The sequence below is a fragment of the Stenotrophomonas sp. Y6 genome (genome assembly GCF_022436665.1).
In the GTDB taxonomy this organism is placed as follows: domain Bacteria; phylum Pseudomonadota; class Gammaproteobacteria; order Xanthomonadales; family Xanthomonadaceae; genus Stenotrophomonas; species Stenotrophomonas acidaminiphila_A.
Genome location: NZ_JAKUKB010000008.1, coordinates 47349 through 59479 on the forward strand (window position 1 = coordinate 47349; position 12131 = coordinate 59479).

At 65.4% G+C, this 12131-nt stretch carries 13 protein-coding genes; all 13 read right to left on the reverse strand.

Translation table 11 applies throughout. The annotated features are described in order from the left end of the window. Nucleotides 1-81 precede the first annotated feature (81 nt). The 13 genes from MKP15_RS09940 to MKP15_RS10000 all read right to left on the reverse strand — a co-directional run bounded on the left by MKP15_RS09940 (nt 82) and on the right by MKP15_RS10000 (nt 12130). Nucleotides 82-360, reverse strand: coding sequence for a hypothetical protein (locus MKP15_RS09940; protein WP_011347586.1), 279 nt, complete (start codon nt 358-360; stop codon nt 82-84). Nucleotides 361-457: 97 nt separating this feature from the next. Further along, nucleotides 458-1195, reverse strand: a complete 738-nt coding sequence (locus MKP15_RS09945) for an ABC transporter substrate-binding protein (RefSeq protein WP_240212603.1) — start codon at nt 1193-1195, stop codon at nt 458-460. Nucleotides 1196-1274: 79 nt separating this feature from the next. Continuing rightward, complete coding sequence (locus tag MKP15_RS09950; protein WP_205168987.1) at nt 1275-1961, reverse strand: hypothetical protein; 687 nt, start codon at nt 1959-1961, stop codon at nt 1275-1277. Nucleotides 1962-2104: 143 nt separating this feature from the next. After that, on the reverse strand, nt 2105-2497 hold the full coding sequence (locus tag MKP15_RS09955) for a hypothetical protein (protein WP_003290188.1): 393 nt from the start codon (nt 2495-2497) through the stop codon (nt 2105-2107). A 21-nt stretch (nt 2498-2518) separates the two neighbouring features. Next, nucleotides 2519-2731 (reverse strand): hypothetical protein, encoded by a 213-nt coding sequence (locus MKP15_RS09960; RefSeq protein WP_003290186.1) that lies wholly within the window; start codon nt 2729-2731, stop codon nt 2519-2521. A gap of 330 nt (nt 2732-3061) precedes the next feature. Next, complete coding sequence (locus MKP15_RS09965) at nt 3062-3619, reverse strand: hypothetical protein (RefSeq protein WP_240212604.1); 558 nt, start codon at nt 3617-3619, stop codon at nt 3062-3064. A gap of 243 nt (nt 3620-3862) precedes the next feature. Further along, on the reverse strand, nt 3863-5479 hold the full coding sequence (locus MKP15_RS09970; RefSeq protein ID WP_240212605.1) for a DNA cytosine methyltransferase: 1617 nt from the start codon (nt 5477-5479) through the stop codon (nt 3863-3865). A gap of 533 nt (nt 5480-6012) precedes the next feature. Next, the gene (locus tag MKP15_RS09975) at nt 6013-8025 is read right to left on the reverse strand and encodes a DNA topoisomerase III (RefSeq protein ID WP_240212606.1); all 2013 of its coding nucleotides are present in this window, start codon (nt 8023-8025) and stop codon (nt 6013-6015) included. Nucleotides 8026-8298: 273 nt separating this feature from the next. Beyond that, entirely contained in the window at nt 8299-8751 is a 453-nt protein-coding gene (locus MKP15_RS09980) for a single-stranded DNA-binding protein (protein WP_240212607.1), read from the reverse strand. Between the two features lie 73 nt (nt 8752-8824). Beyond that, on the reverse strand, nt 8825-9352 hold the full coding sequence (locus MKP15_RS09985; protein WP_240212608.1) for a DUF3158 family protein: 528 nt from the start codon (nt 9350-9352) through the stop codon (nt 8825-8827). Next, nucleotides 9349-10131, reverse strand: coding sequence for a PFL_4669 family integrating conjugative element protein (locus MKP15_RS09990; RefSeq protein WP_011347594.1), 783 nt, complete (start codon nt 10129-10131; stop codon nt 9349-9351). Before MKP15_RS09990 ends, MKP15_RS09985 begins: the two co-directional genes overlap by 4 nt. 184 nt (nt 10132-10315) lie before the next feature. Next, entirely contained in the window at nt 10316-11566 is a 1251-nt protein-coding gene (locus MKP15_RS09995; protein ID WP_240212609.1) for an STY4528 family pathogenicity island replication protein, read from the reverse strand. 3 nt (nt 11567-11569) lie between these two features. Beyond that, complete coding sequence (locus MKP15_RS10000) at nt 11570-12130, reverse strand: DUF2857 domain-containing protein (protein ID WP_240212610.1); 561 nt, start codon at nt 12128-12130, stop codon at nt 11570-11572. Between the last annotated feature and the right edge of the window lies 1 nt (nt 12131).

Below are 12131 nucleotides of genomic sequence, written 5' to 3' on the forward strand. Positions count from 1 at the left end.
GCCTGCATGAAATGGCATTTCGCCGCACCCGGTTTCCTGTGCTGCGGGCAAGAAAAAGCCCCTCGAAAGGGGCTGGTCGGGTCAGGCTTCGTACACGAAGTAGTGCTCGCGCTGACGCGGGAAGAAGACATGCTTCCACGTGTCGCCGTTGGTGTTGCCACCGTCGAAGACGACCATTTCGTAGTCGTCAATGTCGGTATCTACCAAGTCGGCGCTGGCGATATGGCGCATGTGCAGCGTGCCACGCATGCGCTCGAATACCAGGATCTGGCCGATGGCGTCGTCCTGGCTCATGGCATTGACGCAGGCTCCGAGTTGGTGCTCGAAGTCGGGTACGCGCGAGGTGAGTTCAGGGAACATGAGGGTGCTCCTATGAAAATGGACCAGCCCGGCTCCTGGCGAGGAGTCGGGCCGGCTTGGGGGAGACAAAGAGGAAGGCCGGTGCGTGGCGAGGCTGCTAGGACTCGACTAGCGGCAGGCCCAGCAGCACGGGAGCGTCGGCGTCGAGGATCAGGATGCGAACATCGGCCTGGCCAGCCAGTTCAAGGATGTTCGCCAAGTCGTCCGGCATGCCCTTGTTCCGGTGCTCTTGTCGAAGCTGCTCTGCGCTGATGCCCACGGCGTGCTCCAGGTTATGGTCCGTCCAGGGCGTGGAGATCAGCTTGACGCCGATCGCCGGGCTGTACGGAACCCGGAACGCGATGAACAGAAAGGCCTCCGGCGTGGCGAGGTCAGCCAGGTTGGCGAGGTACTGGCCGGTTTCCTGGCTGATGTGTGCGGTGCTGATTTCCCAGCAACGGCTGTAATAGCCGGTCTCGAAACTCAGGCGCTGCACGACTTCCCGCGCGGCCTCTGCCGAATAGGTGTCACCGACGTGAACCGGGCGACCGTCGAAGTCCTCGCCATGGATGGCATAGACCACGGCACCGATCACGCCCTCGCCGCCGACGCCTTCACCGGCATCGCACTCGGCCAGCGCTTCGGCACCCAGGGGTTCGGGGCTGTTGCTGACCACCGCGATATCGCTGCTGACGATGCAGGAGGATGAAACCAGTTCCTCGTCGGAGAAGTGCTGTTGGCTCGGGTGGATGTTTCGCCAGACATGCGGGCTTCCGTCCTCGTAGCTGATGGACAGCGTGCGGACGATTTTCAGATTCCAGTAGCCACGGAGAAAGGGATTGGGTTTCTGGGACATGGGAACTCTCCAGATTGAATAATGGAGCCAATTCCCGCCACCGGGAATTGGACCCGGTGGGTTGAAAATGGAAAATGCGTCAGGCGGCGCTGATCGTTGGCATCTGGGCCAGTCGGTCGGCGACGCGACGGCGCACGTTCAGGCGGAACTGCTCGTCGTTGATGCCTGCGAGCAGGTTGGCGGCCTCCAGCGCGATCAACGCCGAGGCCTCTTCGATGTCGGCGGCCAGGATGGTCTTGCGTAGTTGGTCGCCGAGTTGGAGCGCTTGCGAGGACGTTCTGAAGACCTGCACCTCGCGGCTCAGGTAGCAGCCGTTGCCGCCGAACTCGAACAGCCTCGGCTTGCTGCAGTACCAACAACCCTCGAACTGGATAGCGGTCAGGCGATGGCCGTCATCGAAGCAGGAGGCGATCAGAAGCAAGGCATCCAGGTCGGCGCTGTCCTCGAACTGGTGGTGTTCGATCAGGTTCTCCAGCTCCGCGTCCTGCTCGGCACCGAAGTGAGGGGCCAGTCGTTCGAGCAGAGACGGAATCGACAACTCTTCGTCGTCGGGCATGGGGATGCCGAGTTGTACGGCCAGGTCTTCAAGACCGTCCAGCACATCCGTCCATTGCGGATCATTGGTCTCGGCGATCTGAGCGATGTAGGCCTGCCCGTTGCCGGGATGGCCATCGTCCAGCGCGAAGGCGCCGAACAGCGCCTTGATGACGGGGGTAACACGCTCCAGAACGAGAACGCCCGTGCCTTCGTAGTAGTTGTTCGCCATGGTGGCTCCTTTCGAGAAAGCGGAGCCAGCCCATGCGGACGATGGCATCCGCAGGGTGATGAAGAAGAAATTGAGGGACATGGCCTTGTGGGCGCATGTCCCTCTCGGGGGGAACGAAAAGCAGTGGTGCACCGGCGACCGGCTCACCAGCCGTTGTAGTTCACCAGCAGGTCGGCGATGACCTTGCGGCGTTGCAGATCGAGACCGTCGAAATCCGACAGTCCGTTGAAGTGGCAGCGCTTGAGCATGGCACCGCCCTCGCGCGCGTTGTAGAAGCTGACCATGGCGGACAGGAACATGCGTTCCCCGCTGCTCAGGACGCCGAGGGCGTCGTTGAGCTGCAGCATGTTGGGACGCAGATCCCACTTGCTCTTGGCCTGGTTCAGACCTTCGCGGGTGCCGTCGCCGAACCATTCGGGGCCAGCGATCTCGACACCGCGCTTCCAGGCCTCGAAAAAGGCTTGGGGCGCGGCCGCGAAATGCTGTTCTTCCCGCATGATCTGATCGACGACTTCCCTTGGTAGAAGCTGGTTCATGACGTGATTCCTCCAGTTGGATCAGGGAATGGCGAGCTGAGACCAGCCGCCTCTTTCGAGGGCACGTTGAGCCGCGGCATAGCTGCGGAAGTACTCGCGGGATTCCCGCGAAACGGGGCCTTCGGTATCGCGCGTGCCGATGTAGTGACCGGCGGCGCTTTGCAGGACTTCGAGCGGCAGGAACTTGCCGCAGTAGGTCAGGGCCAGTTGGCCGAAAGAGGCTTGCTGGGACATGGACGGGCTCCTTGGAAAAGCGGGGCCTCGTCCCTCACGGGATGGCAGCTCCCGCACGCGGTTGATAAAAAGCATCAGCGTCACGAGGACGCGCGTCCGCGGAATTGATGCGATGCGGACTGGTGGGCAACGCGGGAGAGACCCGCGGCAGCCTGGAACCCTGGCTGCTGGCATGTGCTGACGAATCAGCGAACATGCGGGCAGCTTCGTGCGCGGGCCGCGTCGCGTCAGTTGGAAAACGGCATCCGGCCCACCCCCGATTGATGCGCGCAGAGAAAAAGAAACCCCGCATCGAGTGCGGGGCTGTCAGGAGAGTGCGTCGGTGCTGGGTCAGTCGGGCTTGTCGCCCAGGACATGCTGCTTCCACAGCTCGAATGCCTGCTCGGGTGCAAGCTCGGCGAGGATGACGATGGGCTGGGCCTGCCGGGCGCGCAGCGAAGCGAAGTACGCCTTGCGGTCGGCGATGGCCTTGAGCTTGATGCCCTTGATGAACAGCAATTTGCCGTCCTTGATGAACAGCACCTTGTTGCCGATGTCGCGGTTGAACGCGGCTCGCACCTTGCGTTCCGCGTGCATGGCGTCAGCCAGTTCATCGACCAGGAAGTCGAGCGTCATGTCGATGTAGTGAGGGTCTTCGCCCTCCTGGCCGAGGTCGAGCGGCGCAGGCGGCAGGCCCTTGGCGAAGGCTTCGGCCTGCGCCAGCAGTGGCGCCTTGCCGTTGAGCGCGTGGAGGAAAGTCGAGCCGCCGTGGCCGTCGTTGCGGGCCTCGGCGATGGGAGTGCCGTCGAACACGACGGTGGCGCTGAAGCACATCGTTTCTTCGCTGGCGAAGTCGGCCACTTTGAGGTTCTTCAGCGTGATGCGGTCTTGCTTGGTGATGTTGTCCATGGGAAGTCCTGAAATCGACCGGGTGGCGACATGCCCCCGACGGGACGTGGCGGCCATCCCGTGGGTTGGAGAAAAGAGGCATCGATGCCCCGGCGGGCAGCGTTCGCCGGTGAGATGCCGAGGCGAACTGGTGGGTGGCACGGGTAGAACCCGCGGCAGCCTTGACACCCTGGCTGCGGGCTGCTGCCGATACATCGGCAATGCAGGAGGGAGAATGGCGCGGCCCGCAGGCTGCGTCGCCGATCAATCCGAAGCGGTTGAGCCCGTCTTGTGCAGGTACTGCACCAGGCGCTGGCCCAGCCATGCCATGCACGGGACAGCCATGGAGTTGCCGATCGCCTTGTAGCGTGGAGCGTCGGCGGCGGGCTTGCCGCGGTAGGTGATCAGCGTGTAGTCGTCGGGCATGCCTTGCAGCCGCTCGCATTCCACGGGCATCAGCCGCCGCACCCGCCAGTGCGACCAGTCGCCGGGGCCAGGGTCGTTCCAGTCGTAGCGGAAATGCGCCTCGAAGTCGGGAGCCAGGACATAGGGCTTGTCCGCGCCGCCGCCGCTGGTGCGCAGCGCGCCAGCTACGCTGCCGCCCAGTTCGGCGGCAAGACCCTGCTCGCGGCCGCGCAGAGACACGCAGGCCACCATAGGCACGCCGTAGCCCGGCTTGCCGTTGGACAGCACGGTGCAAGCGACCTGGCCATGGCCCGACTCGAAGCGCACTTCACCGCGGTTGTTCTGCGCGAACGCGATGGCGGGCACGACCCCGGCGTTCGCATGGCTGTTGCGATGGCCGCCAGCGCGCAGCGTCGGCGTCAGGTCGAGCGTGGCATCCGCGCCGCTGCCCTGGGCGGTGAAGGCGATGATCGGAACGCCCTTGCCGGTGCCGTCCTCGCTGCTGCCCTTGCCGTTGTTGGCGGTGTCGAGGGTGTGGGCGATGCTGCCGGCGACCGACTGCACCATGAACGTCTCGGTGCGGATGTCGTGCTTGGGGCCAGCGGCCATCAGGCATGCCGCCACATCGACGGGGCCAATGCCACCGCTGAATCCGAACGTCGCCGTGACCTTGCCGTAGGGCTGCTTCAGTCCTGCGAATCCTGCAAGTCCTGCGCATGCGCCTGCTGCTTCAGCACCCGGTTCAGCATCGCGGGCAGCTTCTTGCCACGGCGCGCGGCCCGCACAAGAATCCCCGAGCAGGCCTGCGCGCTCAAAAAGTACTTCTGCGGGATCGAGGTCATCTCCACCACTTGCCACAAGAAACACGCGCTTGCGGCGTTGGGCGACACCGAAATATTGAGCGTCGAGCACGCGCCAGGCGATGCGGCGGCGGGGTCCAGACACACAACCCGCGTGCGCCCATTTTTCCCCTGGCGGCTGGAGCGCACGGCTTTCTCCGGCCAGTGCGCCCAGGAAATGCCCAAAGGCATTGCTGCGGTCGTTGAGGACGCCGGGGACGTTTTCCCAGACGAGCGTTGCCGGCGAGCGGCGGTCTTGGTGGCGGATTTGGTCGATGGCATTGGCAAGCTCCACATAGGCAAGGGAAAGGGCTCCGCGCGGGTCATCCAGCCCGCGACGGCTACCTGCAACGCTGAACGACTGGCACGGCGTGCCGCCGACCAGGATGTCGGGCGCCGGCACGGTGCCGGCGCGCACCTGGCGGGCGATCGCGGTCATGTCGCCCAGGTTGGGCACGCGGGGGTAACGGTGGGCGAGCACGGCGCTCGGGAACGGCTCGATCTCGGCGAACCACGCGGCTTCGAGGCCGAGGGGTTGCCAGGCGAGGCTCACGGCCTCGATGCCGCTGCACACGCTGCCGTACAGCAGTGGCGCGGCCTGGGGCGCACCGCGTGGGGTGCGAGGTTGCGGGTTCATGTCGGGTCTCCTGTTCGTGTGGCCCTGGACCGTGTGGCCTGGCCGGACGTTGATTGGCAGGAGAAAGGCGCCGAAGGCCTTGCGGCCTTCGGCTCGGGAGGACGGAACCACCCGTGGGCTGTTGCAGGCCGGTCGTCGCTAGAACCGTCTGCTGTCAGCAATCGCACCCGGCGCAAGTCGTGGTTGGCGCCGGCATCTTCTGGCGCACATCCGCGCACAAAAGGAGCCCAGTTTTTCGCCGTTGGGCACGGCATCGAATACCGCTGACCGTGAAGGGTCTCCGGGTGGCTCGCAGGCTGGCAAGCCATCGGGGGACCCTTCGCAGAGGCGGAAAAATGCAGATCAGCAGAACGCGCCGGGAAAACCCGGACACGGTTCGCGGAGAAGCTACCTTCAGGTCCCGCGGCCGGGGGCGGCCGGGCGGGACGCGCACACGGACAAGAGAAGGCGTTGCGCGCTGGGCGTCCCGCAGGGCGTGCGGGACATGGGCCACGCCGCCGATGGCGGGCACGGCTCTCGGGGAACGGGGTCGGTCAAGAGCCCTTGCGGCCGCTACTGCGCGGGCGCGAGGCACCGCGCTTGGACGCGCCGGTTTCGACCGGCAGCGTGCCTTTGCAGTCGGGGTAGCGACTGCACGACCAGAAGGGGCCGGTCTTGCCGGTGCGCTGGCGCATCGGTGCGCCGCACTGCGGGCAAGCGGGACCCTGAGGAACCTTGATGGACAGCGAGGTGCTGCCGTACTGCGCGATCAGTTGCGAAATCCATGCGGCCTGCTTGCCGATGAACACGTCCAGGGTGAGTTGTCCGGCCTCGATCATGTCGAGTGCCTGTTCCCACACGGCGGTGGTTCCGGGGTCGGCAATCGCCGCGGGTACGGCATCGATCAAGGTGAACGCCGCATCCGATGCGCGAATGGAGCGCCCCTTCTTCACGATGTAGCCGCGGGTGATCAGCCCGCTGATGATGTTGGCCCGTGTCGCCTCGGTGCCGATGCCGACCGTATCCTTGAGCTTCTGCTTCAGGCGCGGGTCCGTCACCAGCTTGGCGACCCCCTTCATGGACTTGACCAGTTCGCCCTGCGTGTAGGGCTTGGGCGGCATCGTCTTGAGCGCCTTGATCTCGGCCTCGGCCACCTGGCACGCCATGCCCTGGCGCAGCGGGGGGAGTACCTGGCTGCGCGCCGTGGCTTCACCGTCCTCGTCCGCTTGCGGCTCGGCCAGCACCAGGCGCCAACCCTTGACGACCACCTGCTTTCCGGTGGCCGCCAGCTTCTGCTGGCCGCAGGACAGCTCGGCTACAGTGCGGTCGAACTCGTGGTGAGGGAGGAACTGCGCGAGGTAATGCGCGCGGATCAGCCGGTACACCGCCAGTTCCTTCTCGCTCATGGCCGAGAGGTTCGCGGGTTCCAAGGTGGGAATGATGCCGTGGTGCGCCGTCACTTTGCCGTCGTTCCAGGCGCGCGAGCGCTGGGAGCGGTCGAGCTGGCCCATGATCGGGCGCAGCGAGGGGTCGGTCTTGAGCAGGCTGTCCAGAACAGTCGGCACCTCGGCGAACATGCTTTCGGGCAGGTAGCCCGAATCGGAACGCGGGTACGTGGTGGCTTTATGGGTCTCATACAGGGCCTGGGCGATCTCCAGCGTCTCCTGCACATCCAGCCCAAGCTGCTTGGAACAAACCTCCTGAAGCGTTCCCAGGTCGAACAGCAGCGGTGGCCCTTCGCGCACGCGCTCGGTCTCGACCGACACCACCTGGGCGCTGCTCGCAGCGCGGATCTGCTGCGCGGCCTGCTGGGCGATAGGCTGCTGCAGGCAGCGGCCGGCGTCGTCGGTGCAGCCATCTGGCGGAACCCACTGCGCGCTGAAAGCCTGACCGCCCGCGGACAGGGACACGTCGATGGCCCAGAACGGCACCGACTTGAAGGCCGCGATCTCGCGGTCGCGATCCACGACGAGCTTCAAGGTCGGCGTCTGGACGCGACCGACGGACAGCACGCCGTCGTAGCCGGCCTGACGCCCGAGCACCGTGAACAACCGGCTGAGGTTCATGCCCACCAGCCAGTCGGCGCGTGAGCGCGCCAGTGCCGAGTAGTACATCGGCAGCGTGTCGGAAGACGGCCGCAACTTGCTGAGCGCGGTGCGGATCGACGCATCGTTGAGCGCCGACAACCACAGCCGTTCGATGGGGCCGCGGTAGCCGCACAGGTCGATGATCTCGCGGGCGATCAGCTCGCCCTCGCGGTCGGCATCGGTGGCGATGACCAGATGAGTCGCCTTCGCCAGAAGCGCCTTGACGACCTTGAATTGCGTGGCGGTCTTCGGTTTGACCTCGACCCGCCACTGCTGGGGAATGATGGGCAACTGCTCCAGCGACCAGCGCTTGAGCGCCGCGTCATAGACCTCGGGAGCTGCCGCTTCTACGAGATGGCCGATGCACCAGGTGACGGTGATGCCGGAGCCGCTGAGACAGCCTTCACCGCGCTGCGTTGCGCCGAGGATTCGACCAATGTCTTTGCCTTGCGATGGCTTCTCGCACAAGAACAGCCGCATGTCCGTCCATCCGAATTCCGTGGTTCATTGAGTTGCTGGAATCGAGGATGCCGAGCACCACCACGGGCGGCAGCAAACAAGCCGCATGCGGTGGCGACCACTTTCACGGGATGGAATGGCGAGGACGGAAGTGGCGTGCGGCCGGGGGTGTGCGGGCCGGGAGCCACGATTTTTTGGAGCGCGCGGACGCCGGTGGACGTTGATGGAGCTATCCCCTGGGGATAGCTCGCGAGGGCATGGGGGCGACGGACAACTGCCGCCGCCCCATGCCTGTCACTTCCTGCGCTTCGGCTCCTTCGGCGCGGTCGATTCCTGGGCGGCCTGGGAGTTCGGCTGCACGTCCTGCGTGGTCTCCTGCTGCCTGGGGCTGAGGGTCACGGATTCGATGCGGAACGGCAGGATGCCGACGCTGCGCGCGTTGATCTGCCAGGTCTCGCGTGGCTGGTCCTCGTTGTCCGTCCAGGGCTCGCGCTCCATGCGGCCGACGACCAGCACGCGCATGCCCTTCTGGTAGAGGTCCTTCCAGTGCGCGGCATCGCGGTGCCAGATTTCCACCGGCGCCCAGAAGCCGCCGCGATCCTCGAAGTCGCCGCCCTTGGTGGGGACGGGGTTGTCGAAATACACGTTCAGCCGCAGCAAGCGCCGCGGTTCGTCGTTGCCGTTGGGGAACTCCCGGTACTCGGGGGGCGAACCGATGTTGCCCTCGCCAGAAAAATGCGTGCTCATGTTGCAATCTCCGTGGTGGTTGAAATACCCGCACCTGGTCGGTGACGAGCGCGTGCTGGGTTGCTCGGCGCGATCACCGATCGCGCAGTGCGGGTGGGGTGGACTTGAGCCGGCGCAGGTAGGCGTCTTCCGCCGCGGCGGCCTTGCTGGCGCACTCCTGCGCCTGCCGGCCCAAGGTGTGCAACAGGCTGATCTGCATGTTCAGCGTGATGCGCTGAAGTTCGATGGCGTGCAGGTCGGCCAGCAGGTTGACCGGCGTACTGGTGCTCGCCATCAGCTCCTGCCACAGGGCCACGCCCATGGCCGACCTGTCGTGCTTGCGCCAGCGAAGGAACGTCGTTCCCGCGCCGGTTGCCTGCTGGGCCAGCTCCACGGGCAGCAGATGGAAGGGATGCCCGGCTGCCTGTTGCAGCACCTGTCGCTGCGCCAAGCCAATCAACTCGTCGCGCATGGCGAAGCACTGGCTGGCCCAGGCCTCCAAGTCCCCTTTACCCTTAAAAGGCCTTAAAAGGCCTTTTTGAGAGCCTGCGTGTTCCAGTCGCATGAAGGCGGTCTGTTGCAGCGGGCGGAAGTAGCGGGTTTCGCGATTCGGGTCGCTCATGCCTGCTCGTCCTCGCCGGCCGTCGCTTCGGAGGCCTCGGTGGCGGCGGCTTCGTCACTGGCGGATGGTGCTGCGGCAGGACCGTCACCACGCTGCTGCAGGCCACGACGCACGATGGGCGGCGCGAACTTCGAGCGGCGCGTGCCTTCCAGCACGTCCTGCGGCAGCTCGCCGAACTTCTCCAGTGCTGCCCGCGCTGCGGCATTCTTCGCGGCGAAGTCGTCGCGGGTGCAGCCCGAGTAGCGGTACTGCTGCGCCAGGCTGAAAAGACTGCGCAGCGCATGCGCGCCTTCGTTGAGCCAGCGTTCGAGCGTCGAGCGATCGATCAGCGCGGTGTGGTGCGCGAGGATCAGCTTGCGGGCGATGTCGTCGTAGTCGGCGAGCAGGTACACGGCGGCAAAGCCGAGCTGCGCATTGACGAACAGCGGCAGCTTGACCGGCTGGACGTTGAGGTTTTCGCCCAGGGTGAGTGCCGGCGGCACGCTCGCGAGAGCCTGGTCCACCTGTTCGCGCAGCGATTGCAGCGTGGCCTTGGTCTGGTCGAGCTTGTCCTCGATGCGCAGCATCCAGAAGTCGCTGTACGGATCGTCCTGCTCCGAGCCGCGCCGCATCTTGTTCATCTGGGCGATGTAGCCGTTCAGGCCGACGATGCCCGGTCGCCCCTCGGCGGCGGCGCGGCCGTGCCAGATGCGCGAGGCGTGGTGCGTGTGCAGCGTCAGCGACATCGCGCTGCGCAAGGAGCCGAGATTCAGTTGCAAGGGTTCGTTGGTAGTTGCCATGGTGTCCGCTCGTTGTTGGAAAAGAGCGGCCAGCTTCGGCAGGAAGCGGAAGGCAGTCAGTCAACAAACCGAAACCCGCCCGTCCCCGGTTCAGGGCGCGGTGGGTGCATGCGGCGCGAGCTATCCCCAGGGGATAGTTCTGCTGACAGCCACCAGCATCCACTTCACCGCCTTGCACACCTGATCACTTGCTGGCGAGCAGGTTGCGCAGCCGCTCGATGTGCTGCTTGGCGACTTCTGGCGGCACTGGCTTGCCCTGCGACTGGGATGGTGGCGGCGCTGGTGATGGCGGCCGCTCGTTCGGCGCAACGGGCGCCGATGGCGCGTCCTTCTTGGCCCAGGCGTTGAACTCGCCATGGATGGCCCGCTGGATGATGCCGAACAGATACCCTGCAGGATTGCGGATGCCATGGTTGCTGCATCGTGCAGCCCATTCGTCCAGCACCGCCTGCCTCAGCGCAGCATCGACCTGCTGTAGTGCCACCCGCGCACCTGTCTGCTGCTCTGCCTTCAGTTCCGCGAAGCGCTTGGGCCATTGCAGATCGCCCAGCGCGCGCGCATGCGCGGTAGTACGTACTTCATCAATACGACTACTACGTACTGTACGGGCCTGCTTCGGATTCCGAAGAGAGGCGTCTGGCGCGGGTTTCGGCCCTGCTTCGGATTCCGAAGACGGGCCGTCAGCATTCCGAAGAAGGCTCGATGCCCCTTCTTCGGAATCGTGGGTGGCTTCCTCCTGTGGATAACTCTCTGTGGCCGTAGTGCCTTGGCTGGCGAGACGTTCGGCCAGGACCTGCAGCCGCGACGGCAGCGTGCGGCCGGACAGCAGCGGGTCTTCCGCGATCTCTCGTAGAGTGTTCAGTCCGACCATCTGGACGGCCTTGGCCGAATGGCCGAGGGACTGGCTGACCAGCTCCAGGTAGTCGGCGTCGAGCTGCATGGCCTCGAAGGGCGTCAGGGGTTCATCGTGCAGAACGTAGAGGTTGCCGAGGATGCGGCCGGTCTTGGGGTCGCGCCGTCGCCGCACCAGGCTCAACCATCGGGTGAGGCGCAACAGCGTCAGCGCTCGGGCCACGGTTTCATGCGATGCCTGCCCGGCGCAAGGCATCGAGGCCAGCCAGGGCCGAAGCTGCTCATACGTCGGGAATGCCGTCACGCCATCGTCGTTGAGCATCAGTCGGAAGACTTGCCAGGCGTTGCGCTCCAACGGCGTCAGGCGACGGTCGAGGAACAGCCGCCGCGGTACGGTCTCGTGCCGGTTGCCGCTGAACAGGAAAGCATCGCCAGACGCCGGGGCCGTGGGCACCGGGACAGGCGTGGATGTGGGCGGGGGCGCGTCGGCATTGCGCTTGGGCGCAAGGTCTTTCAGCGCAGCGTCGAACAGATCTGCGAGAGCGATGGGGCCACGACGTGGTGCGGTGTCGTCCACGGCCATGGCTCAACCCAATCCCTGATCGACCCAGCTCTTGATCGAGGCCCAGACCACCGACAGAGGCAGCGACATGCCTTCGGCCAAGTCCATGGCGGCGTCGAGGATGGAAGTTTCGTCTTCGAGATCGACGTTCCTGCTGTTGGTCACGGCCTTCCATTGCCGCCACAGCTCCGTGTCCTGCTTCTCGTCCAGCACGGGGTGGCGGCCCTTGCGCTTGGGCAGGCTAAGGATTTCGCGGCGAAGCGCCACTTCCTGGTGGGTCAGGCCGTAGAAGCGGCTGACCATCTCGGTGCTCGCGCCCAGCCTGAGCATGCGATCGACCGTGGCGATTTCCTTCTCCACGTCCTGCGCTTGCCTGAGCAGACGCCGGAGCACTTCGCGGTTGACCGTCACGGAACACCACGAGACATTGGCGTTGGCCAGCACGCTGATCAGCGCGGGGTGCTTGAGGGCGTCCAGCTCTTCCTCGCCAAACCCCATCAGCTTGCAGCGGCGCAGTTGCCCATTGCGCAGGTCATAGAGGGCCTGGGCGATGACGGCCTGGTTGAGTGGGTGTGGTGCGGACATG